This window comes from Gordonia amicalis, assembly GCF_022059885.1.
Taxonomy (GTDB): domain Bacteria; phylum Actinomycetota; class Actinomycetes; order Mycobacteriales; family Mycobacteriaceae; genus Gordonia; species Gordonia amicalis.
In genome coordinates, this window is record NZ_CP091855.1 from 4,963,401 (window position 1) to 4,985,285 (window position 21,885).

General features: G+C 66.1%; 21 protein-coding genes. 6 read left to right on the top strand and 15 right to left on the bottom strand.

The annotated features are described in order from the left end of the window. Positions 1–60 precede the first annotated feature (60 nt). From pstA to IHQ52_RS22705, 5 genes are all read right to left on the bottom strand, one after another. Positions 61–960 carry a phosphate ABC transporter permease PstA gene (gene pstA, locus IHQ52_RS22685; RefSeq protein ID WP_006436969.1) on the bottom strand — a complete coding sequence of 300 codons (900 nt, stop codon included), beginning with the start codon at positions 958–960 and terminating at the stop codon, positions 61–63. A 2-nt stretch (positions 961–962) separates the two neighbouring features. Beyond that, the gene (pstC, locus tag IHQ52_RS22690; RefSeq protein WP_006436970.1) at positions 963–1,994 is read right to left on the bottom strand and encodes a phosphate ABC transporter permease subunit PstC; all 1,032 of its coding nucleotides are present in this window, start codon (positions 1,992–1,994) and stop codon (positions 963–965) included. Between the two features lie 156 nt (positions 1,995–2,150). After that, entirely contained in the window at positions 2,151–3,224 is a 1,074-nt protein-coding gene (pstS, locus tag IHQ52_RS22695; protein WP_006436971.1) for a phosphate ABC transporter substrate-binding protein PstS, read from the bottom strand. 268 nt (positions 3,225–3,492) lie between these two features. Then, positions 3,493–4,374, bottom strand: a complete 882-nt coding sequence (gene mshD, locus IHQ52_RS22700; protein WP_006436972.1) for a mycothiol synthase — start codon at positions 4,372–4,374, stop codon at positions 3,493–3,495. A 4-nt stretch (positions 4,375–4,378) separates the two neighbouring features. Next, a complete protein-coding gene (locus tag IHQ52_RS22705; RefSeq protein WP_006436973.1) occupies positions 4,379–5,182 on the bottom strand; it encodes a winged helix-turn-helix domain-containing protein in 804 nt (267 codons plus the stop codon). Positions 5,183–5,393: 211 nt separating this feature from the next. Between IHQ52_RS22705 and IHQ52_RS22710 the strand changes: the two genes are divergently transcribed. From IHQ52_RS22710 to IHQ52_RS22725, 4 genes are all read left to right on the top strand, one after another. Further along, complete coding sequence (locus IHQ52_RS22710; protein ID WP_006436974.1) at positions 5,394–6,251, top strand: LmeA family phospholipid-binding protein; 858 nt, start codon at positions 5,394–5,396, stop codon at positions 6,249–6,251. A gap of 409 nt (positions 6,252–6,660) precedes the next feature. Then, positions 6,661–7,500, top strand: coding sequence for a sulfurtransferase (locus IHQ52_RS22715; protein ID WP_006436975.1), 840 nt, complete (start codon positions 6,661–6,663; stop codon positions 7,498–7,500). A gap of 5 nt (positions 7,501–7,505) precedes the next feature. Then, positions 7,506–7,811 (top strand): DUF1416 domain-containing protein, encoded by a 306-nt coding sequence (locus IHQ52_RS22720; RefSeq protein ID WP_006436976.1) that lies wholly within the window; start codon positions 7,506–7,508, stop codon positions 7,809–7,811. 292 nt (positions 7,812–8,103) lie between these two features. After that, positions 8,104–8,790: a heme-binding beta-barrel domain-containing protein gene (locus IHQ52_RS22725; protein WP_035760795.1), complete on the top strand. Its 687-nt coding sequence runs from the start codon at positions 8,104–8,106 to the stop codon at positions 8,788–8,790. Positions 8,791–8,825: 35 nt separating this feature from the next. Here the strand turns inward: IHQ52_RS22725 and IHQ52_RS22730 are convergent, their stop codons facing one another. Continuing rightward, positions 8,826–9,677, bottom strand: coding sequence for a hypothetical protein (locus IHQ52_RS22730; protein ID WP_238063989.1), 852 nt, complete (start codon positions 9,675–9,677; stop codon positions 8,826–8,828). Positions 9,678–9,808: 131 nt separating this feature from the next. Here IHQ52_RS22730 and istA point away from each other — a divergent pair, with 131 nt between their 5' ends. Together istA and IHQ52_RS22740 are read left to right on the top strand one after the other, a co-directional pair. After that, positions 9,809–11,464, top strand: coding sequence for an IS21 family transposase (gene istA / locus IHQ52_RS22735; RefSeq protein ID WP_232513133.1), 1,656 nt, complete (start codon positions 9,809–9,811; stop codon positions 11,462–11,464). Positions 11,465–11,468: 4 nt separating this feature from the next. After that, positions 11,469–12,269 carry an ATP-binding protein gene (locus IHQ52_RS22740; RefSeq protein ID WP_006438890.1) on the top strand — a complete coding sequence of 267 codons (801 nt, stop codon included), beginning with the start codon at positions 11,469–11,471 and terminating at the stop codon, positions 12,267–12,269. Here IHQ52_RS22740 and IHQ52_RS22745 read toward each other — a convergent pair. From IHQ52_RS22745 to IHQ52_RS22785, 9 genes are all read right to left on the bottom strand, one after another. After that, the gene (locus IHQ52_RS22745) at positions 12,263–12,409 is read right to left on the bottom strand and encodes a hypothetical protein (protein WP_238063990.1); all 147 of its coding nucleotides are present in this window, start codon (positions 12,407–12,409) and stop codon (positions 12,263–12,265) included. The two genes, IHQ52_RS22740 and IHQ52_RS22745, sit on opposite strands and share 7 nt — an antisense overlap. A gap of 503 nt (positions 12,410–12,912) precedes the next feature. Further along, positions 12,913–13,575: a hypothetical protein gene (locus tag IHQ52_RS22750; RefSeq protein WP_006436979.1), complete on the bottom strand. Its 663-nt coding sequence runs from the start codon at positions 13,573–13,575 to the stop codon at positions 12,913–12,915. Continuing rightward, positions 13,575–14,465 (bottom strand): hypothetical protein, encoded by an 891-nt coding sequence (locus IHQ52_RS22755; RefSeq protein WP_006436980.1) that lies wholly within the window; start codon positions 14,463–14,465, stop codon positions 13,575–13,577. The genes IHQ52_RS22750 and IHQ52_RS22755 overlap by 1 nt, the downstream gene beginning before the upstream one ends. After that, positions 14,462–15,901 carry an MCE family protein gene (locus IHQ52_RS22760; protein ID WP_006436981.1) on the bottom strand — a complete coding sequence of 480 codons (1,440 nt, stop codon included), beginning with the start codon at positions 15,899–15,901 and terminating at the stop codon, positions 14,462–14,464. The genes IHQ52_RS22755 and IHQ52_RS22760 overlap by 4 nt, the downstream gene beginning before the upstream one ends. Further along, on the bottom strand, positions 15,901–17,196 hold the full coding sequence (locus tag IHQ52_RS22765) for an MCE family protein (RefSeq protein ID WP_159405214.1): 1,296 nt from the start codon (positions 17,194–17,196) through the stop codon (positions 15,901–15,903). Before IHQ52_RS22765 ends, IHQ52_RS22760 begins: the two co-directional genes overlap by 1 nt. Next, the gene (locus tag IHQ52_RS22770; RefSeq protein WP_006436983.1) at positions 17,193–18,452 is read right to left on the bottom strand and encodes an MCE family protein; all 1,260 of its coding nucleotides are present in this window, start codon (positions 18,450–18,452) and stop codon (positions 17,193–17,195) included. The genes IHQ52_RS22765 and IHQ52_RS22770 overlap by 4 nt, the downstream gene beginning before the upstream one ends. Before the next feature lie 2 nt (positions 18,453–18,454). Then, positions 18,455–19,675: an MCE family protein gene (locus IHQ52_RS22775; protein ID WP_096274635.1), complete on the bottom strand. Its 1,221-nt coding sequence runs from the start codon at positions 19,673–19,675 to the stop codon at positions 18,455–18,457. After that, a complete protein-coding gene (locus IHQ52_RS22780) occupies positions 19,672–20,730 on the bottom strand; it encodes an MCE family protein (RefSeq protein ID WP_006436985.1) in 1,059 nt (352 codons plus the stop codon). Before IHQ52_RS22780 ends, IHQ52_RS22775 begins: the two co-directional genes overlap by 4 nt. Next, the gene (locus IHQ52_RS22785) at positions 20,723–21,844 is read right to left on the bottom strand and encodes an MCE family protein (RefSeq protein ID WP_040004809.1); all 1,122 of its coding nucleotides are present in this window, start codon (positions 21,842–21,844) and stop codon (positions 20,723–20,725) included. The genes IHQ52_RS22780 and IHQ52_RS22785 overlap by 8 nt, the downstream gene beginning before the upstream one ends. Positions 21,845–21,885 lie beyond the last annotated feature (41 nt).

A 21,885-nucleotide genomic window follows, 5' to 3' on the forward strand; every position in this document is an offset into this window, starting at 1 on the left:
TCCGTTTCTACAGTGTCGACCCGTTCACCGGGCCGGGGGTGGTCTCAGAGTCACCGAGACTCAGGATGTCTTGGGTGCGAAGATCTTCGACACGACCTTGGCCCCGAAGTAGACGATGGCCACGAGGATGACCAGGCACAGGGCCGCGCCCCAGACCTTGTCGAAGGCACCGGGCCCGTTGTTGTACTGCTGAACCATCATCAGCGGCAGTGATTCCTGGTTGCCGTCGAAGGGATTCCAGTTCATCGCGCGCGTCGAGCCGACGAGGATGAGCACGGGTGCCGATTCCCCCATCACGCGGGCGATGGCCAGCATCACGCCGGTCACGATGCCCGAGAGGGCCGTCGGCAGCACGATCTTCGCGATGGTCTTCCACTTCGGGATACCCAGCGCATACGACGCCTCGCGCAGATCCTGCGGGACGATCTTGAGCATCTCCTCGGTGGCACGGACCACGAGCGGCACCATGAGCAGCACCAGCGCGATCGCCACCACGAACCCCGAGCGGGGCAGTCCGAGGCTGGTGCGCCACACCGCATAGACGAACAGGGCCGCGACGATCGACGGAACTCCGGAGAGGATGTCGACCATGAACGTGGTGACCCGGGCGAGCAGCGACTTCTTGGTGGCGTACTCGACTAGGTAGATGGCCACGAAGATGCCGAGCGGGATCGAGATCACGGCGGCCAGTGCGGTCTGCATCAGCGTTCCGACGATGGCGTTGGCCGCGCCGCCCTTGCGCTCGGGCAGGGTCCACCAGTCGATGTCGAGCAGTGGTTCGATGCCGCGGATGACCAGCGTGGCGACCAGCCACACGAGCGGGACCAAGGCCATGAGGAGTGCGGCGATGACCGAGGTCCGGACGATGTGATCGGTCAGGCGCCGACGCTTCGCGAGCGGGGCGAAGCCGGTCGGCTTCTTGACCGGGTCGGCCGATCGAGAGGGCGTTGTGACGGTCATGGTCACTTCTTTCCGGCGACGACCGCGCGTGCGGCGGCGTTGACGATGAAGGTCAGGACGAAGAGGGTGAGTCCGGCGGAGATGTAGGCGCCGGTCTTGGCCGGTGAGTCGAACTCGGCGGCGTTGTTGGCGATCTTGGTCGCGAAGGTCTCGCCGCTCTCCATGAGGTTGAAGTTCATCGGGCCGGCGGTGGAGATGATCAGCAGCAGCGCCATCGTCTCTCCGAGCGCGCGACCGAGGCCGAGCATCGAACCGGAGATGTAGCCGGAGAAGCCGAAGGGCAGCACCGCCAGCTTGACGACCTCGAACTTCGTCGCGCCCAGGGCGAGAGCGGCCTCACGGTGCCCCTTGGGCGTCTGCATGAAGACCTCACGGGTGACCGCGGTGATGATCGGCAGGATCATGACCGCGAGCACGATGCCCGCGGTGAGCAGCGTGCCACCGGTGGACATGTTCGCGACCTGGGTGGGCTGCTGGAAGAACGGCAGGAAACCGAGGTGGCCGACGAGCCACTCGTTCACCGGCACCAGCGCGGGGCCGAGGACGAGGATGCCCCACAAGCCGTACACGATCGAGGGCACCGCGGCGAGCAGGTCGACGGTGTACGTGATCGGTCCGACGAGGCGCTTGGGGGCGTACTCGGTGAGGAAGATCGAGATCCCGAGCGCGACCGGCATCGCGATGAGCAGGGCGATGACGGAGACGACGACCGTCGCGTAGAACAGCTGTGGGATGCCGAACGCGAGTTGGTTGCCGCTGGTGATCCAGTCACCGGTGTAGGTGAAGAAGTTCTCCTCGTTCTTGGCCAGCGACGGGATGGCCTGCGCCAGGAGGAATAGCGCGATGAGCCCGATGACGAGCGAGACGACGAAGCCCGAACCGACCGCCAGGTTGCGGAACACCTGGTCGGCCACACGGTGACGCGCCCCGGAGTGCAGGTTGCTGGGTGTGGCGCCGTCGGGCGACGACTCGGGAAGGCTCGTCCCATCCGAATCCGGCGGGATCGCACCACTTTCTTTGCTCAGCGACGTCATGCGTCCCTCTTGTGCTTCCGCTCTGGTCATTGGGGCCACTTCCCGGTCCACTGCTCACAGTCCGTGCGACACGCGAAGAGTCGTGTCAGTGTGTCAACCGCACATGCGGGGCCGCAATTCCTGGCGGCCCCGCATGCACTGTTCCGTTGTGTCACGTCAGGCGTTGCCGCTGCCGGCAAGCGCGTCGATGCTGCCCTGCAGCTTGGCCTTGAAGTTCTGCGGCACCGGCACGTAGCCGATCTCCGCGAGACCGGTCTGGCCGTCGCCGAGGATCTTCGTGAACGCATCCTTCAGGGTGGCACTGGTGGCCTCGTCGGAGTAACCGGCCGAACAGACGATGCTGTACGGCGTCAGCAACAGCGGGTAGGCACCCGGGGTCTTCGACGCGAACAGCGCGTCGGTGTCGACGACGAGGTCCTTGCTGGCCGGGTTCTTGAACTCCAGCGCGTCGAGGGCCTTGCCGGCACTCTCCGCGTTCAGCTCGACCGGACCCGCTCCGAAGTCGATGTCGGCGACACCGAGCTTGTTCTCGGTCGCGAAGCCCCACTCCACGTAGCTGATCGAGCCGGGGGTCTTCTTGACCGTGTCACCGACACCGGTCGACTTCGACGCGCCCGAACCGACGTTCTTGGGAGCGAATTCCTTGCTGTGCTCATACGGCCAGTCGTTGGGCGCCGAGTTCTGCAGGAACCGCTGGAAGTTGTCGGTCGTGCCCGAGCTGTCGGAGCGGTAGACCGGGACGATGTCGCCGCCCGGCAGCTGCGCGCCCGGGTTGAGTGCGGCGATCGCCGGATCGTTCCACTTGGTGATCTTGCCGTTGAAGATCTTGGCGATGACGGCGGGATTGAGCTTGAGGTCGTCGACGCCCTCGAGGTTGTAGGCGACCGCAACCGGTCCGACGACCATCGGCAGATGCCAGGCGTCGTTGCCGTTGCAGCGATCCTTGGCCTTGGTGATCTCGTCGCCCTTCAGGGCCGAGTCCGAACCCGCGAAGTCGACGTCGCCGGCGATGAACTTCTTGATGCCGTCACCGGAGCCGCTGCCGGTGTAGTCGAGGACGATGTCGCTGTCGTCCGAGAGGATCTGACTGAAGTGCTCCATGGCCTTCTGCTGGGCGGTGGAACCCTCGCCACTCACCGTCTGAGTGTCTCCCCCACCACACGCCGTCACCAGGGTCAATGCCGCGATCGCCGACACCGCCGCCAGAGCGCCGTTCCGCTTGATTCTCACCGCAGGTGTTGCCTTTCCGTATCGTGCTCCGTCCCGAGGCCCGGGCGTCCGGAGTGTCCGAAAAGGAAAGCTAGGCGCGCCGGGTGGCCGAATCCCCGACAGAAGGTGAACGGAAGGTGAACCACCCGAGGCGGTCAGGTGCGAATGGCGTGCCGCGACCTCCGGGACCGGATGGAAGTGATCTACGCAACGCAGGTGTCCTTACTTGGCGGGAGCCACACATCGGCGACATCGTCGGGGCGATGCGGACCGCGCTCAGCCGCGGGCTTCACCCGTAGGCGACATCGACGGCATACCTGGTGAAGCCCAGGCGTTCATACGTGCGCAAGGCCGCCGTGTTGTCGCCTTCCACGTAGAGGTTGATCTCGGCGACACCGCGCCGTGCGAGGTGGTGGAGTCCGGCAAGCGTCAGCAGCTTCCCGAGCCCGCGCCCCTGCGCCTGCGGATCGACACCGACGATGTACACCTCGCCGAGATCGGCATCGTGCTGTTTGGTCCAGTGGAAACCCAGGAGCCGTGCCGGATCCTCGGCGTCGAAGGCGAGGAACAGACCTTCGGGATCGAACCAGTCGGCCGCGACCCGCTCGGCGATCTGATCGAGCTCCCAGCCGCCCTGTTCGGGATGCCAGTCGAAGGCGGCGTTGTTGACGCGCAGGATCTCTGCATCGTCGTCCGACCCGGCATAGGTCCGGAGTGTGAGACCCGGATCGACGACGAGTTCGGGGAGCTCGTGTCCCTCACCGACCGGGCGCCGTAGTTGCAGGAGTTCGCGCCGCTTCTGCAGTCCCATCGCCGATGCGAGCGCGACTGCACCGGGCAGATCGCCGTGCGCCCACACCCGGGCCGGGAGCCCTTCCTGCTTCGCCGCGGCGAAAGCGGCGTCGAGCAGCGAGCGTCCCAGTCCCTCGCGCCGCCGCTCGGGGTCGACGACCGCCTCGATCATCGACGGCTCGCCGTCCCGACCGGGCACGACGTTGGCGTAGGCACCTGTGGACCACACGTGGATGACCGGCGAATCCGCGTCGGTGTCAATCGCTTTGACCGCCTCGTCCGAGAGCGGAGCGACGCCGTCGGCAGAGGTCGCCGCACGCACCATGCGACGTGCCTCGGCGACGACCTCCGCGGGGGCGGCACCTCGTCGTACCTGCATTCGGTCAGTTTCCGGCGCTGGCACTGAACTCCTCGTCGAAGGTATCCGGACCGTGGAGGGTGTCGTCGAACTCGCCCGGATCAACTTCCGGGGCAACGTCTTCCGGCACTTCCTCGACCTCGGCCTGGGCCCCCCGACCGCGCGTGGGCCGCACCGCCTTGTATCCGACGTTGCGGACCGTGCCGATCAGCGATTCGTGTTCGCTGCCGAGCTTGGCGCGCAGACGGCGCACGTGCACGTCGACCGTGCGCGTACCGCCGAAGAAGTCGTACCCCCACACCTCCTGCAGCAGCTGAGCGCGCGTGAACACACGACCTGCGTTCTGCGCCAGGTACTTCAGGAGTTCGAATTCCTTGTAAGTCAGATCGAGGGGACGTCCACGCAGTCGCGCGGTATACGTCCCCTCGTCGATGACCAGCTCCCCGAGCGTGACCTTCCCCGACGTCTCCTCGGCGGCCACTCCGCGGGTGCGCACCACCAGCAGGCGCAACCGCGCGTCGAGTTCCGCCGGTCCCGTGCCCGGGAGCAGGAATTCGTCGATGCCCCAGTCCGCATTGACCGCGACCAATCCGCCCTCGGTCAGCACGGCCGCCACCGGCACCGAGGAGCCGGTGCTACCCAGCAGCCGGCACAGTCCTCGTGCCGCCGCCAGATCCGCGCGTGCGTCGACCAGGGCCACGTCCGCGTTGCCCGCCTCCATGAGTGAGGAAACCTCCGTCGGGGCGACACGCACGTTGTGAGCGAGCAGCGACAGCGACGGCAGGACCGACTCCGGATTGGGATCGGCCGTCAACAACAAGAGATCCACCTAGCACTCCGATCTCGTTCGTCCCCGTCCCAGACCATCCAATCCGCCCACCACGCTGTGAACGCCTCCGCACACGCCACCGCAGATTGTTTACTCTGGCTTACCAACGTGTGCGAGATAGGTGACAGAATAGCGCCATCCGCGCACTTCGCTGTTAACAAGTCGAGTCGGGGCGATCGGTGGACACGCCGGAGAGGATGGTCGTCCGAGCATGCCGGGCATCCGGAAAGTCCTCGTCATCGCGGTCACCGTGGCGGTCGTCGCCGCCGGATCGGTGCTGCTCGTCGACGTCGGCGCGGCCATTCGCAGCGAGCACCGACTCGCCCGTGCCCTCGCCGAATCACCGCGCGTCCCATTCGATCCCGAGGTGACACTCGCCGGGTTCCCGTTCCTCACCCAGGCGTCGAAGGGTGACTACTCCGGGGCGACGATCGCCGCTCGCGGTGTCGAACTACCCGGTTGCGAACCCGCCCGCGGCATCTGCCGAGGCGAACTCGGCGCCACACTCGGCCGTTTCCAGGGCCCGGAACGAGGGGATTTCACCGGGAGTGATGTTCTGCACACATCGTCGATCTCGGCCTACACCCGCCTCGACGCGGTCACCCTCGCGCGTTATCTGCGGATCACCGATCTGACGGTGAGCACGCCCGCCCCAGACGGCAAGGCCGGGGGCGGTGGTCCCCAGGACGGCGTCGTCTCCCGTTCGGAGGGTGTCGTTTTCACCGGCACGGTCGCCCTGCCGCCGGACGCCGGGCTCGCCGCCGATGATCCCCCTTCGGCGTCCTCGTTCACCGGGCCGAAGGTTCGGGTCAGCGTCGCGGTCGACCTGTCGGTCTCCGACGGCGCACTGGAGATCCGGGCCACCGACTTCTACACCGGACCCGAACGACACGTGGACGCCGACGTCCCCGAGCAGATGCGCGCAGCTGTACTCGACCGTTTCAGCATGGTCCTCCCCCCGCTCCCGATGGCCTGGGGACTCGTGGCCCAACGTGCGGAGAGCTTCGGCGGCGACGTGCAACTCGTCGCCGACTCCGGCCCCGCCGGCCTCCGGCCGGGCCGGTTCTGACAACGCCGTACGCAGCGCACACACCGCTCTGCACGCGGCCTTTCTGCGCTGGTCAGAGCGCAATCCACCCGGGGGTTCGGACTCCGATCGGCACTGTTGTACCCTCGTGGGCATGCAACAGCGCCGTGAGTACTTGCTCACACGCCGCCGGGCGATCGACTTCTGTCGTGTCGCCGATTGTTGCTGTCGCACGCACCGCTGACGGTGTGCCCTACATGCGCTGCCACGCAGTCGCATCATGCGCACCGCCGATGACGACGGGGTGCGTCTTCACCGAGGCCTGAGTCCTCTCTCCACACGCCTCCTCGCTCATCACAGATCAGAGCCCGCGGGCGTCTGTCCGCGCCTCGCCGCTGTTTCGCCACACAGATCCATCCACCACCAGATATTCATCCGAAAGGAACCAGACATGGCACGTTCCGACGTCCTGGTCAGCGCCGAATGGGCTGAACAGAACCTCAACGCCGACAAGACCGTCTTCATCGAGGTCGACGAGGACACCTCGGCCTACGACGGCGGCCACATCCCCGGCGCGATCAAGCTCGACTGGAAGCAGGACCTGCAGGACGGAATCCGCCGCGACTTCGTCGACGCCGATCGCTTCTCGAAGCTGCTGTCCGAGCGTGGCGTCGCCAACGACGACACCGTGATCCTGTACGGCGGCAACAACAACTGGTTCGCGGCCTACGCCTACTGGTACTTCAAGCTGTACGGCCACAACGACGTCAAGCTGATCGACGGCGGCCGCAAGAAGTGGGAGCTCGACGGCCGTCCGCTGTCCTCGGATGCGGTCACCCGCCCGGCCACCGAGTACAAGGCCTCCTCGCCCGACCTGAGCATCCGCGCGTTCCGCGACGAGGTCATCGACGCCATCGGCACCAAGAACCTGGTCGACGTGCGCAGCCCTGACGAGTTCTCCGGCAAGATCCTCGCGCCGGCGCACCTCCCGCAGGAGCAGGCACAGCAGCGCGGCCACGTCCCCGGCGCCATCAACATCCCGTGGTCGACCACCGCGAACGAAGACGGCACCTTCAAGTCCGACGAAGAGCTCACGGCTCTCTACGCGGGCAAGGGATTCGACGACAGCCGCGAGACCATCGCGTACTGCCGCATCGGCGAGCGCTCGAGCCACACCTGGTTCGTACTGACCGAGCTGCTCGGCAAGAAGAACGTCAAGAACTACGACGGAAGCTGGGTCGAATACGGCTCGCTGGTCGGCGCGCCGATCGAACTCGGAGAAGGAAAGTAACAACTATGTGTGCTGCACCCAAGCAGGGACAGAAGCTGCCTGCCGGCGTCGACGTGGAGAAGGAGACGGTCCTCACCGGGCAGGTCACCGACGGCTCGGGCAACCCGGTCGCGGGCGCCTTCGTTCGTCTGCTCGACTCGACCGGTGAGTTCACCGCCGAGGTCGTCGCCTCACCGACCGGCGACTTCCGCTTCTTCGCCGCCCCCGGCACCTGGACGCTTCGCGCCCTGTCGTCCGTCGGCAACGGCGATGCGTCGATCAGCCCCGAGGGCCCCGGCATCCACGAACAGGACATCACCGTCTCCAAGTGATGCACTCCTCGTCGTGGGTGTCCGAGACCTCACGACGCCGCCCGGTCACCGCACTGCGGTGACCGGGTTTCGTCGTTTTCGGGTCCCTCGAGTGGCGACCCGCTGAACCCTCCGCAGGAGCCCGGGTTAGAATTTGCCTCGTGGTCCTCTTCTTCGAAATCCTGCTGATCCTGGCCGCCGTGCTGATCACCTGGTTCGGTGTCTACACCCTCTACCGCCTGGTCACCGACGAGTCGTGACGTCCCACCCGGGAACCGGTGGAGCCGCCGACGAGCCTGCCGGCTCCGTGCCCATGGGCGACGGTGTCACGCCGCCATCGGGCGACGGTGTCGCTGTGCCCGCGGGCGAAGGTGTCGCCCATCGTTCCGGTGACGAGGCGATAAGCCAGGCCGAGGCACGGGCCGTCGAGTCCGGCAGCCGCGAGCGCAACGTCCCCACCTGGGACGACCTCCCGCTGCCCGCCGACACCGCGAACCTTCGCCTGGGCGCCGATCTCCATCCCGGCCTGCTGGCACTTCTGCCGCTGGTCGGCGTCTGGCGCGGCGAGGGCGAAGGCCACGACGCGGACACCGACACCGACTACCACTTCGCGCAGCAGATCGTCGTCTCGCATGACGGCCAGAACTTCCTCACCTGGGAGTCGCGCTCGTGGGTCATCGACGACGACGCCGTCTTCGTCCGACCAGACCTCCGCGAATCCGGTTTCTGGCGTATCGGCGAGGACGACACCATCGAGTTGCTCCTTGCCCACGCCGAGGGTTCGGTCGAGCTCTTCTACGGCACTCCCCTCAACCAGACCTCGTGGGAGTTGGCGACCGACGTCGTCATCAAGTCCCAGTCCGGCCGCCGCGCCGGCGGGGCGAAGCGCCTCTACGGTCTGGTCCCCGACGGTGACCTGGCCTACGTCGAGGAGCGCGTCGACACCGACGGCGACCTCATCCCCCGTCTGTCGGCCAAGCTCCGACGCCACGTCGGTTGAGCATCTCGCGGGATCAGCGGATTCCCGGGAGCCCCTCACCGATGAGTCCGGCCGCAACGTCGTAGATCCGAGAACGCCAGGTACAGATTCCGCTTCGGAAGGGCGCTGTAGACCAGCGACCCGAGCATGATCACGACCGACCCGTACGCCGTCGCGGCGCCGGGTCGGCCCGCCCAGCCGGGGTGAACCGTCCCCGACGCCGAGATGTAGGGTCCGTGTCCGGGTGAACCGCCGCGCCGCGGCCCCACCACGGAGAACACGTCGCTGTGGGTGGAGTACGGGGCGATCTTGAAGTCGACCCGCTCATGCGGCCCGCATTCGACGACGGTGTACTCCGCTCCGGAACGATGAACGACCGCGACCCAGGTGTCACCCGCATTGCGGACCGTGAATGTCGTTCCGCCGGAACGAAATTGGTACGTTATCCGGTCCTCTACAGGGTCCCGCAGCCGGCAGCCGGCGAGTCCGCTGACCCAGTCGGCACTCCATGGTGTGAGGTAACGCTGGTCGAAGAATTCCCGCTCCGACGGGATCGGGATGGTCACCGGCATCGCGCGACCCCGGTGGACCCACACCCCTCCGTAGATCACCGGACGACCGTCGGCTCGACGGGGTGCCTGTACATAGGTGAACGAGTCCTCGTCGGACAGGGTGATCGTCTCACCGGGTCCGAGGCGGCGGAGTTCGACGCGGCCATCGAAGAAGATGAGCGCGGCCGCGGAGCCGTCACCCCGGTTGTGGATCGTCACATGCTCGTCGTCCGCGTGGAAGAGCCCGGCGGCGTGGGGATCGGCGAAGGCGAAACGCGGTGGTGTCGCGGTTCCGAAATCCGTGTCACCCGGGCCCCAGTAGCCGTCTTGCCAATGGCTGTCGCGGGCGGCTGTCATTTGCCACCGTGAAGGGACCACCTGGGCTGATTGTTTGCCATAGGGATGGGACCACCTGGATTGCCAGTTATGGGACCACCGGCGCGTCGCGCTGGTGGTCCTTCATTTTGTCCGTTGACTCGGCCGTGACGATGTTCACGGAAGGGGCCGACGGCATGGGCTACCGGGAGGTTGCAGTGGAAGAGATCAGAGAAGTCCTGCGGTTGTGGTTGGGCCTTGCGGTGGGGTTACCGGCGCCGGGTCTGCGCACGATCGCCGCGCGTGCGGGTGTCGATAGGAAGACGGTGCGACGCTACATCGCGGCGGCGCAGGCGGCGGGGTTGACGCGCGATGTCGGTGCGTCGGCACTGACCGATGAGTTGCTCGGTGCGGTGGTGGCCGGGGTGCGTCCGGCGCGGCCGAAGGGTCATGGCCAGGCGTGGGAAGCGTTGGTGCCGTTCAGCGAACAGATCACGCAGTGGGTGAGGGGAGGAACGCCGGAGAATCCAGAACCGTTGACGGTGACGAAGATTCACATCCTGCTGGCCCGTCAGGGGTGTGTGGTCCCGTATCGGACGCTGGTGCGGTTCGCGACCGAGTGCTGTGGGTATCGCCGCACCACGACCACGGTGCGGGTGGCCGATGGGGATCCCGGGGTGGAGTGCCAGATCGACTTCGGCTACCTCGGGATGCTCGATGATGCGGCAACAGGTAAGCGCCGCAAAGTGTTCGCGCTGGTGTTCACCGCCGTGTACTCGCGGCACACGTTCGTGTGGCTCTCACACACCCAAACCCTGTCAACGATCCTCGAGGGCTGTTCAGCGGCGTGGGAGTTCTTCGGCGGCGTGTTCGCTGTGATCATTCCGGACAACATGAAACCTATTGTCACCCAAGCAGACACCCTCAATCCGAGGTTGTCTCGGGGCTGGTTGGACTACGGCCAGCATGCCGGGTTCGTCACCGACACCGCCCGAGTCGCCACACCAACCGACAAGCCGCGGGTAGAACGCACCATCCACTACGTGCAGAACAACTTTTGGGCCGGTGAGCGATTCTCGAGCCTGCCCGATGCCCAGGCCGCCGCGGTGGCGTGGTGCCAGAGCACCGCGGGGCTGCGGATTCACGGCACCACCGCCGCCGCGCCAGCGGTGCTGTTCGACACAGACGAGCGCGCCCACCTGTTACCGATACCGGCCGACTACGACGTACCGATCTTCAAAACTGTCAAGGTGCACAGAGACTTTCACGCCTCGGTCGGCAAAGCACTGTACTCACTGCCCGAAACCTGGATCGGCTCGACACTGGACGTTCGCCTGGACAGCGAAGCGGTGAAGTTCTATCACCGCGGCGAGTTGGTCAAGCAACACCCGCGCCAGCCCGCCGGTGGGCAGAGCACCGACCCCAACGACTACCCCGCAGACAAGGCCGCCTACGCGCTGCGCAACATCAGCAAGCTGCAGGCCACCTGCGAGCATCACGGCCCCCATATCGGGCTCTACGCGGCCCGTATCGTCGACGACCCGCGCCCGTGGTCTCGGGTGCGGGCGGTGTACACCCTGCTCGGCCTGGTGCGCACCTACGGGCCCGGACCTGTCGATGCTGCCTGTGCCACCGCCCTGGAGTTCGATGTCATCGCCGTGCCCAAGATCGCCTCGATGCTTGAGCAGGCCACCGAGAACACCACCCCGGACATGCCCGTGGCCGCCGGGTCGGAATCGTCTCGCTTTGCCCGCGACCCCTCCGAATACGCAACCAACAGAACACAGTTGACACTTGTTCCTAACCCCGACAACACCATTCAGGAGTGAACCGATGACCCGAACCACCAACAGTGTGCCCGAACCTGTCGGCGCCGACATGCTCGGCCTGCTCAAAACCCTCAAACTCGGAGCCCTCGCCGACACCCTGCCCCAACGCGCAGCCCTGGCCCGCCAACACAAAACCTCGCACCTGACGTTCCTGCAACAATTGCTCGCCGATGAAGTCTCACGGCGTGAATCCAGCTCCGCCGCCCGACGATCAGCCAAGGCAGGTCTCGACCCCAGCATGCGGATCGACAACTGGCGCGCGGCAGACGATCTACTCTACGACCGCCCCCTGCTCGAGGACCTCACCACCCTGCGGTTCATCGACGCCGGCCACTCCGCGATCCTGCTCGGCCCCGTCGGAGTCGGCAAAACACACCTAGCAAACGCGTTGGGCCACATGGCCATCGGCCGACGCAAAACAGTGCTGTTCGCGCGAGCGGACAAACTGTTCCACCGACTCAAAGCCGCCCGCCTCGACAACAGCGTCGACGCCGAACTCCGCCGCATCACCGCCGTCGACATCCTGATCATCGACGACTTCGCACTCAGAGCGCTCGACGCGACCGAAACCAACGACTTCTACGAACTCATCGTCGAACGCCACCAGCAGACCAAGACCACCATCGTCACATCCAACCGAGAACCCGCCGAATGGCTCACCATGACCGCCGACGCGCTACTGGCCCAATCGGCCATCGACCGACTCACCTCACGCGCGCACACCCTCGTCATCGAAGGCCCCTCCTACCGCCAACGACACCGACCCGGACTTGACCGACCCAACCCCGCAGAGCATCCTCAATAACGCGCCAAGGTGGTCCCATCCTCGTGGCAATCCAGGCGGTCCCATAGCAGTGGCAAATGACAGGCGGCCGCTTCATTGGTTTCAGGGCCGTCGAGACCGGGTTCGATCGGGTCTTCACGGACAGCGTTCGTGGTGACCATCGTTCTCTCCCTCTGGCCGGTGTTTCCTCTGGCAGGTATTCGTGGCACGCACAACGGTGGACTGCTCCAGTTCACTCCCGCTGGAGCCCGGTCTCACGAGTAGTGCGCTACGCGGATCACCGATGGCCGTCGTGCCGGGAACGAGTGGTGGGCGGACATGAGGGCCCGAGACACGGAACGGCCCCCGCATCGCTCGAACGAGCCTCGTGCCGACCGGACCGGGTCGGGATGCGGGGGCCGGGTGACCACCTGGTATTCGTCGGCGCTGATGAGGTGGTGACCCACCTCCGGCGACACGAATGCCACACGGTCAGCTGCTAACGGATGGTCACCTCACATGTCCGATGAGAAATCACTATCAGACCACCTCCTTCCCTGTGTAACCGCGAAAGTACGCCCGCTCTCGGCGTCCCGCAACGGGATTTTCGACACGGCTCCGCCCTTCGCTCGACACCGGTTCGATCGGGGCACGCGGCTCGATCAGCTGGGTCAGACGGGGTGGATCAGGGCACGGGTACTGCGGGTGCGCCCGATCCCGGGACCGGCGCGGCCGGCGGCGCTGCCGGGGCCGGGGAGGGCGCCGGCGACTGTCCGGGCACCGGCTTGGCATCCGGCGGCAGGGACTCGACGACCTCGAGCTTGGAGCGGAAGGTGTCGTCGGTGATGACCTCGATGTGGTTGATCATCCAGCGCCCGCCCTGGCGTTCCATGTCGAAGGTCAGCCGCGACGGGTTGATGCTGACGAGTTCCTTCTGGCCACGGGTGACCGACTGGTTCATGAAGATCAGCACCTGCGAGGTGTCGGCGGTGTTGGTGACCACGCCGGCGTCCTGGATGGTGACCTCCGAGACGACCTGCTGCTTGCGAACCTCCGCGGCCAGGTTGTTCTCGGTGATCAGCTTGGTGTACTCGGGTTTGGCCGGGCCGGTGAGCACGCTCATCGACTGGTCGATGTGATCGCTGACGTTCCCGGCGTTGTACCCGAACATGGTGTTCGCGTAGTCGCGGGCGGTGGCGAGCGAGGATTCGCGCGCTTCCTCCTCCGCACGGCCCTGGGTGTACCGGTAGCCGAGGAACGCGGTGGCCGCGACGGTCGCCACCACGAGGACGGCCAGCACGATCAATCCCAGGCGCGCCTTGCTGAGCCCGGATGTCTTGCCTGCCATCACGCCACCCACTCGAAATCCGTCATCTTCAGGTCGCCGTTGATCCGGGTCATGTCCACACGCCAGCGGAACACCTTGTCCTGGGCGGGGGTCTGGCCGTCGAGCGACTGCTGATGCCAGCCGAACACCATGATCACCGAACCCTCGTCGGGTTCGGCCTTGGTGACCGCCGAACTGAGGATGATCGACTTGGTCTCGAGCTTGCCGTCCCGCACGAGCGAGGCGACCTGCTGGATGTTGTTCTGCACTTCCTGCTTGACCTTGCCGCTGGTGTCGTCCTGCACCGACCTCAGCGTCTGGTCGACGGTGTCGGGATTCATGCTCGTCAGGTTGATCAGCACCTGCGAGGCGAACGCCGAGTACTCCGCCCGCAGATCGTTCTGCTCGTTCTGCCGGGCGATGCCCAGCGCGAACACCACCGAGGCCACCGCGCAGACGACGATGACCACGATCGCGACGACGACGCCGACCACGGCCCGCGGCGATCGCCGGCCCGACCCGCGGTAGCGAACCTTGCCCTTGCCGGCCTTCTCCGGGGACTTCGACGCCAGACGTGCCCGACGTCGCTCGCGGTAGCTGACCGTCTTCTCGACCTCGGAGGGATCGGGAGCGATCTCCGACCCGGCGTCCGGCTCGGCGAGTGGCACTGCGGGGGTCGTCGTCTCCTCGGCCGACTCGACCGGGGTCTCGGCGGCGGCGGTCTCGGCAACGGGGGTCTCGGTAACCGGGGTCTGCTCCGCGGGCTTCTTTCCGGCCGGGCGGCCACGTCGGATCGGCGCCGACCGGACCGGCCTCGTCGGCTTCCGACGGTCGGTCTGGGCGGTGCGACTCGGTGCCGTGCCGGCCGGGCTCGTGGTGACCGGGGTCGACGTGGTGCCGTCAGGCGTCACGGACTGACCGTCCTGCTGATCATCGTCTGCCATGTACTGCTCTGTCCCTGCCCTTCACTCCCCGTGCCGGCGTTGTACGTCTTGCCGTCGGGTCCGATGAAGTTGCCCGACTCCGGATCGTATGTCGTGGCGTACACCGCGGGCTCCGGGGTGAAGTCCTTCGGTGTGCCCGGTGTCACGGTACCGGAGGACGCCGGCTGCCATTTCAAGCCGAACGGAAGACCGCTCTGGAACGGATCGACCGATCCCGGCAGCGGTTTGTAGCCCGTGCGGCACTCGGCCGGCGTCGTCGCGCGGCGGCCCGGGAACTCCGCACACGGGTAGTTGCGGGCGCCGCGCACGGCGACGTTGGAGTTCTGCGGCACCCGGCAGAGCATTCCCGGCGGCAGCTCGCGCGCGGTCTGCGCCGACGGCCACCGCCACTCCTCCTTGGGCAGGAAGCCGATGTTGCACACCGGCCGGTCCTGGAAGCCCAGCGAGAAGTTCACATTCGGCCCGTAGTTGTTGGTGCCGGTGTTCAGGGCGGTGATCAGTGAGTTCATCAGACGCGGATAGAGCACCAGGATCTGCTTCCAGTTCGGCAGGTAGATCGCCTGGGTCTGGGCGATCGTGCCCAGATTCGACACCAGCAACGGGTACGAACCGCCGAGCGATTCGAACAGTTTCTGTGCCTTCGACGTCGTCGACGGCCCCTTGCGGAGGATGTCGCCGATCTCGGGACGATCGGCCCGCAGCTGGTCGGTGAACGCGGTGACGTCACGGGTCCACGCCCGGATGTCGTCGGCCGTGCGGGACTGCGTCGCCAGCAGCGGAGCCCCCTGCTCGACGAGTGCGATGGTGGTGTCGGTGTTGTTGTTGGCCTCGCCGATGAACAGGGTCATCGAGTCGAGGAGCCGCTGCAGCGCTTCACCGGTGCCGTTGAAGGCGACGAAGGATTCGTCGACCAGCGACCGGAGTTTGGTGTCGCCGATCTCCTGCAGCATCGCGTCGGCCTGGTCGAGCATGGTCGAGATCTCCACGGGGACCTCGGAGACGGTGACCTCGGTGCCGTCGTGGAGGTACCCGGTCGGAGCGTCGGCCGGCGGGTTCTTGTTCGGGGTGAACTCGACGAACTGCTCACCGATCGCCGAGACGCTGCGCACCGATGCCACCGCCGACGCCGGGATGTCGGTGCCGTTGTCGATGACGAGCGTCGCCGCGACGCCGTCGTCGGTGAGCTTGACCGAGTCGACCTTGCCGACATAGACGCCGCGATAGCTGACGTTGGCGTTCTGGTACAGGCCGCCGCTGGTCTCCATGTTCAGCTGCACCCGATAGCTGCCCACGCCGAACATCGACGGGATCCGGATGTAGAACAGCGCCATCGCGACCATCGCGATCACGGTGACGATCGAGAAGATGATCAGCTGGATCCGGACGAATCGAGTGATCTTCATCAGCGCCCACCTCCCGCATACGAGGGCACCGTCGGCGGCGCCGTGGGCGACGGCACCTGCACCGGTGGAATGAGATTGGCCGGAACCGGTTCCGCGGTGTCGGGAAGCTTCTCACCACCCGGGATCAACGGCGCGGTGAAGGGGTTGAGTCCGCGAGCGGCCGCACCGGCCGGGCGGCCGAACACGCCTTCTGGGCCGGTGACGCCCAGGCCGGCGAACATCGTCTCGCTCAGCCGGTCCACCGTGAGGTCGAGGGTCAGATCCGAGTTCACGAAGTCGCCCTTGACGATTTGGCGGATGGTCGGCTCGTAGAACGGGAAGGTCAGCAGGATGTTCAGCGACTGCGTCATCGCCGGTCCCGAGGCCTGCAGCTGATCGAGGGCGGGTTCGATTCCCTTGACGATCGTGACGATGTCCTCGGAGTTGGCGCCGAGGATGTCGTTGGCGGTCTTCGACAGTTTCGACACCGAGGCGAGGGTGTCGAGGAACTGCTGACGCTGGTCGACGAGCAGCTGCAGGATCTGCGGGCTCGCGTCCAGCGCTCGTTCGATCGTGTCCTTCTGCTCGTTCATCGTGCGGGACAGGCGATCAAGCCCCTCGGTGGCGCGGATGATGTTGTCCTTCTGGGCATTCAGATCCGCAACCAGGGTGGTCAGCCGCGGGATGAGTTTCTTGATCTGCGTCTCACGTCCGCCGAACACCTGGCTCATCTCGTGCACGATGTCGCCCACCTGCGACAGCCCGCCGCCGTTGAGGACCACCGACAGCGAGCTCAGCACCTGCTCGGTGCTCGGGTAGGTGCACGCCGCGACCTGTTGCGCGGCATTGATGTCGGGCACCGTCGGCACCTTGGGATCGGTGACGATGTTGGACTGTTCGGGACACTTTGTCAGCGGGATCTCGTCGCCCGCTTCGAGGCGTCCGCCCTTCGGTTCGGCGGGCTGGACTATCTCCAGGTGCGTCGAGCCCAACACACTAGTCATCCCGACCATCACATGCGAACCGCGCGGGACGATGACGCCGTCGTTCAGACGGATCGTCACCTGTGCGTTCCAGTCCTTCACCTCGATGTCGCCGACGCTGCCGACGTTCGCATCGTCGATGAGGACCGGGGCGTTGTTCACCAGTCCGGCGGCGGACGGGATGAGGGCGGTGATCTGGTAGGAGCCGCCGCCGGTCCCCTCCGCACCCGGCACGGGCAGCGAATTCGGTCCGTCGAAAGAACATCCGGCGAGGAGCGCGGTGAGCGCCACCGCGCCTGCGGCCAGTCCGCCGCGTAGGCGTGCCGAGGTCATCGGTCACCCCCGAACGGCACCAGGAGGTTTCCGAGCGGCGAACCGGCGTTGTCCCGCCGCGTCTCGTTGTCGATGCGCCGCACGCCGGCCTGCGCCCGCGCCTTCACGTTCGCATTCTGGTACTGCAGCTGACTCGGCAGCGCATTGGTTCCTTGCACCGGGTTGGTGAGGAAGGGCGGGTAGTTCATCGAGATCGACGACAGCACCGGCGCGAGGATCTCGACGCATTTGTCGATGTCCTGCATCGACGTTCCCGGACGGTTGGTGGCATCCATCGAACCACACAGCAGCGTGATCAGGTTGGTGCCGTTGCCCAGGCCGAAGACGCCCGACAGCGAGCCGGAGAGCGGGTTGTAGATGTTGTAGAAGTTCGCGAGCTGGTTGGGCGCGGAGTGCAGCACGCCCTCGACCTGCTCGTTCTTGTCGGCGACGATCTTGGTGGTCGCCTGCAGCCGTTCCACCGACGAGGCCAGTGCGTCCTTGTTGGTGTCGATGAAGCCCTGCACGTCGGTCATCGCCGAGTCCAGGCCCTTGAGCGCCTCGTCGAGCTCGGTGGTGTTGTCGGCGAGAACCGAACTCACCGAGGCGAGCCGGCCGTTGAACTGCACGAGCTGCTCGTGGCTGCCCGACAGCGCGTCGGTCAGCTTCTGCAGACTCTGGATCGTCGAGAACAGATCTCCCCGGCCGGCGGCGAGGGTGCCAATGACGTCGGAGACCTCGCGGATCGACTTGTTGATCGCGGCGCCGTTGCCCTCGAGATTCTCGTCGAAGACGTTGACCGCCCTGGCCGCCGAGCCCTGGTCGGGACCCTCCGGACCGATCGCCTCGGTCAGCTTCGTGAGCTGGGCCTTGATGTCATCCCATTCCATCGGGACCGCCGTGCGATCCATCGGGATGTCGTAGCCGTCGGACATCACCGGGCCGCCCGAGTAGACCGGGGTCAGCTGGACGAAACGCCCCGACACCAGGCTCTGCGCAACGATGACCGCCTTCGCGTCCTCCGGGATGTCGACGCTCTTGTCCACGCGCAGTTCGACTTTCACGTCGTTCTCGCGGGGCGTGATCTTCGAGACCCGGCCGACGTTCACACCCAGGACCCGCACGGGATCACCCTCGTAGAGGCTCGCGACCGATCCGAAGTAGGCGGTGAAGGTGTTCGTCGTGGACCGGAGGAAGACCGTCCAGCCGACGACGACCAGGGCGATCACGAGTACCACGGCGAGCACACCGAGCAGCACCTTGCGTCCGATGGTCATGTTCACCGCCCTCTCGTGGTCGGCGCCGGCGTGGGATAGGTCGGGGATGGCAGCGGGCCGCGTGGCGAGTCCGTGCCGTCGGGGGGACCGAGCTTGTAGTAGTCCGGGATCAACGGGAAGCCGGTATACATCAGCGACTGCCAGACCTGCGGGTAGCGTCCGCGCAGCGCGTTCAGGAAGGTCGCGGTGTAGTCGCCGAAGCTGTTGAGGCCCACCAGGGAGTCGAAGTTCGGACCGGACGCCACCGCCTCGCCCAGGGTGTTGGCGAAAGGCCCGAGCCGATCGATCGTCTCCTTCAGGTTCTTCTCGTTGTCGGTCAGGATCGTCGCCACCCGGTCGAACTTCTCGAGCACCGGCGTCAGCTGTGCGTTGTTCTCGGCGATGAAGCCACGCAACTGAGCGGTCACGTCGCCGATGCCCTTGATCAGCTGGTTGAGCGCGTATCTCCGCATCTCGATCTCGCCGACCAGGGCGTTGGCGTCGATGAGCAGCCGGTTGATCTGGTCGTTGCGGTCTCCGACGATCTTGCCGACCTGATTGGCCTTGGCCAGCAGGGCACGGAGTTCCTGGTCGCGGTCGGCCACGGCCTTCGACAGCCGGGCGACGCCGTCGACCGCGCCCTGCACCTGGTCGGGTGTCTCGGAGAAAGTCACCGACAGCGTGTTCAGCGCGGTGTTCAACTGGTCGGTCTTCGTCCCCGAGATCGTGTCGGTAGCGCCTTCGAGTGCGTCCTGCAACGAATACGGCGCGATGGTGTTGCCGAGGGTGATCGATCCCCCCGGCTTGATCCGTTCGCCGCCGTGCGGGATGACCGTGAGGTTGCGCCGGCCCAGCACGGACTCGGTGCGGATGGCGGCCTGCGTCTCGTCGCCCATCTCGACCTCGTCGTTCATCCGGAACGAGACCTTGACCTTGGTGCCCTGGTCGGTGCCGGCGAGTTCGATGCCCTCCACCGTGCCCACCTGCACGCCCGACACCACCACGATGTCACCCTTGGCGAGTCCGCCGGCGTCGTCGAAGTAGGCGCTGTAGGTGCTGATGGGTGCCAGGTACGGCAGCTTGTCCATCTGCATGGCGGTGATGACGACGAGCGCGATCACCACGATGCCGATGACACCCACCTGCGCCCGGGTGCGTCCGCCGCGCTTCTGCTCGCGCGCGATGTCGGCCTCGTCGGATTCGGTTCTGCGGCTGGAGAACATGCCGCCGAAGGGAAGACTCATGAGCCGTCACACCTTCCGCCCGCGCGGGTGGTGTCGCCCATGACGTTGTTCGAGGTGTAGATGATCGTCTGTCCGCCCGGCGCGGGGAGCAGTAGTCGGATGCGGCAGAAGTAGATCTGCAGCCAGGCACCGTAGGAACCCAGGTTCGACAAGGTCTTGTAATCCTCCGGCAGGCGCGTCAGCAGATTGCGGACGAATGGCTCGGCGGCCAGCAGCTCCTCCGACACCCGACCAGTGTTGGCGACCATCGACTGCAGCGTGGGACGGGTTGTCGAGAGCAGATCGGCGAGACCGTTCGTGACCCGCGACGTCTGGGTGAGGGCATTGCCGATCGTGCCCTTCTGCTCGGCGAGGCCGGTCACCAACTGCTGCAGCAGGTCCACGCTGGTGTCGAGTCCCGCGCGGTCGCCGTCGAGGGTCGCGAGTGTCGTGTTCAGGTTGTTGATGACGCTGTCGATCAACTGGTCGCGGTCGGCGAGTGCATCGGTGAACGACGCGGTGTTGGCCAGCAGGGTGTTCAGCGCCCCGCCCTGGCCCTGGAAGACCGCGATCAGCGAGCTGGTGAGCGCATTGACGTCGTCGGCGTTGAGGGTCCGGAACAGCGGTTTGAAACCACCGACGAGTTTGTCGAGGTCGAGTGCCGGTTCGGTCTGGGTGATCGGGATCTGCGCACCGTCGCCGAGGAAGCTCGAGGTGTCACCGGTCCCCTGCTGGAGTTCGAGATACCGGTCGCCGGTGAGGTTCTCGTACCGGATCAGTGCCCGAACGGATTTCGGGAGCGGGTACTGCTCGTCGACGGAGAAGGTGACCACGGCCTCGTTTGCCCGGTTCAGTTCCACACCGCCCACGGAACCGACCTCGACGCCGGCGATCTTGACCTTGCTGCCCGACTTCATCGCCGATGCGCTGGTGAAGACCGCGGAGAACTCGTTCGACGCCCCGGAGCGGTACCGGCTGAAAACCACGACCAGCGCGACGAACACCAGGATCATCACGACGGTGAACGCGCCGAGTTTGATGAGGGTCGCGCGGAACGCGCGTGCGCGGTTATCCACGGGGCGGCTCTTCGAACAGGATCTGGAACAGCTTCTTCGAGTTCACCTTCGGCTTGGTCCTGGGCTCGTAGGGCTGAGGAGCGTTGTCGCCCACGAAGAACGGGGCGTGTTCGGTACTGCCCGGGTCGGAGAGACCACCGGCGCAGGTGGGCGGTGCCTCGACCCCGACCTTGGGCAGGTCATACGGGTAGGCGTAGGGGTCCTTGCCGGGGAACAGTCCGGCGTCGAGCATCAGCATGCCGTTGCGGCCACCCATGAACGGTTTGGCGACCTCCGAGGCGATGGCCCCCGCGGTGAGGAAGCACTTGATGCCCGGCGAGTTGTAACCGAGCAGCGCAGCAATGGGATTGAGATCCGACAGCGCGCCGATGAGCGTCTTCTTGGTCGGCGCGATGACACCGTCGATGGTGTTGGCCATCCCGGTGGCGTTGATCAGCAGCGCGTCGAGGTTGGAGGTGTTGTCCACCAATGTGTTTCCGACGACGGTGAAGTTGTCGACGGTGCGCATCAGGTCCGGCATCGAGTCCGCGTAGACGTTGGTGACGGTCGCCCCCTCTCGGAACAACCGGTTCAGCGCCGGCAGGTGCGGATTGGTCTTGCCCAGCAGCGTGGTCAGCTGCTCCAGGGCCACACCGATGTCCTCACCCTGACCCGACAACGCGGTGTCGACCGCACCGAGGGTGGCGTTGAGTTTCTCGGGCTGCAGGTCGGCGAGCACCGAGACGAGTTGCTGGAAGACGGTGTTGAGTTCGACGACCACGCGGTCGGCGGGGATGACCGCGCCCGCGGTGAGTTCTCCCTCGGCCTCGCCGGGGACGACGAAGTTGACGGCCTTGGCGCCGAAGATGGTGTTGGACTTGATGTCGGCGACCACGTTACCCGGGATCTTCGACATCTCGCTGTCGGCGATGTCCAGGGTGAGGATCGCGTCGCCGCCGCGTTCGGTGATCTCGCCGACCCGCCCCACCTCGACCCCGCGCAGTTTGACCTTGGCGTCGGGATTCATCACCAGGCCGGCGCGCGGTGCGACGAGCGTGACCTGTTGGGTTCCCTTGAACGCGCCGAGGAACGACGCGCTGGCGCCGATGATCAGGGCCAGCAGCGCCGAGACCATGACGACTGCCGCCAGGCGACGGGTGGTCCGTGTCCGTTCTT

Excerpts from the sequence above, each read along its gene's own strand:
- IHQ52_RS22745 (WP_238063990.1), bottom strand. The coding sequence starts at position 12,409 with ATGGTCACCACGAACGCTGTCCGTGAAGACCCGATCGAACCCGGTCTC.
- IHQ52_RS22785 (WP_040004809.1), bottom strand. The coding sequence starts at position 21,844 with ATGGTCTCGGCGCTGCTGGCCCTGATCATCGGCGCCAGCGCGTCGTTC.
- IHQ52_RS22775 (WP_096274635.1), bottom strand. The coding sequence starts at position 19,675 with ATGAGTCTTCCCTTCGGCGGCATGTTCTCCAGCCGCAGAACCGAATCC.
- IHQ52_RS22740 (WP_006438890.1), top strand. The coding sequence starts at position 11,469 with ATGACCCGAACCACCAACAGTGTGCCCGAACCTGTCGGCGCCGACATG.
- IHQ52_RS22720 (WP_006436976.1), top strand. The coding sequence starts at position 7,506 with ATGTGTGCTGCACCCAAGCAGGGACAGAAGCTGCCTGCCGGCGTCGAC.
- IHQ52_RS22760 (WP_006436981.1), bottom strand. The coding sequence starts at position 15,901 with ATGAAGATCACTCGATTCGTCCGGATCCAGCTGATCATCTTCTCGATC.
- IHQ52_RS22765 (WP_159405214.1), bottom strand. The coding sequence starts at position 17,196 with ATGACCTCGGCACGCCTACGCGGCGGACTGGCCGCAGGCGCGGTGGCG.
- IHQ52_RS22725 (WP_035760795.1), top strand. The coding sequence starts at position 8,104 with ATGGGCGACGGTGTCACGCCGCCATCGGGCGACGGTGTCGCTGTGCCC.
- pstA (WP_006436969.1), bottom strand. The coding sequence starts at position 960 with ATGACCGTCACAACGCCCTCTCGATCGGCCGACCCGGTCAAGAAGCCG.
- IHQ52_RS22770 (WP_006436983.1), bottom strand. The coding sequence starts at position 18,452 with ATGACCATCGGACGCAAGGTGCTGCTCGGTGTGCTCGCCGTGGTACTC.
- IHQ52_RS22710 (WP_006436974.1), top strand. The coding sequence starts at position 5,394 with ATGCCGGGCATCCGGAAAGTCCTCGTCATCGCGGTCACCGTGGCGGTC.
- mshD (WP_006436972.1), bottom strand. The coding sequence starts at position 4,374 with ATGCAGGTACGACGAGGTGCCGCCCCCGCGGAGGTCGTCGCCGAGGCA.
- istA (WP_232513133.1), top strand. The coding sequence starts at position 9,809 with ATGTTCACGGAAGGGGCCGACGGCATGGGCTACCGGGAGGTTGCAGTG.
- IHQ52_RS22730 (WP_238063989.1), bottom strand. The coding sequence starts at position 9,677 with ATGACAGCCGCCCGCGACAGCCATTGGCAAGACGGCTACTGGGGCCCG.
- IHQ52_RS22715 (WP_006436975.1), top strand. The coding sequence starts at position 6,661 with ATGGCACGTTCCGACGTCCTGGTCAGCGCCGAATGGGCTGAACAGAAC.
- IHQ52_RS22750 (WP_006436979.1), bottom strand. The coding sequence starts at position 13,575 with ATGGCAGGCAAGACATCCGGGCTCAGCAAGGCGCGCCTGGGATTGATC.
- pstC (WP_006436970.1), bottom strand. The coding sequence starts at position 1,994 with ATGACGTCGCTGAGCAAAGAAAGTGGTGCGATCCCGCCGGATTCGGAT.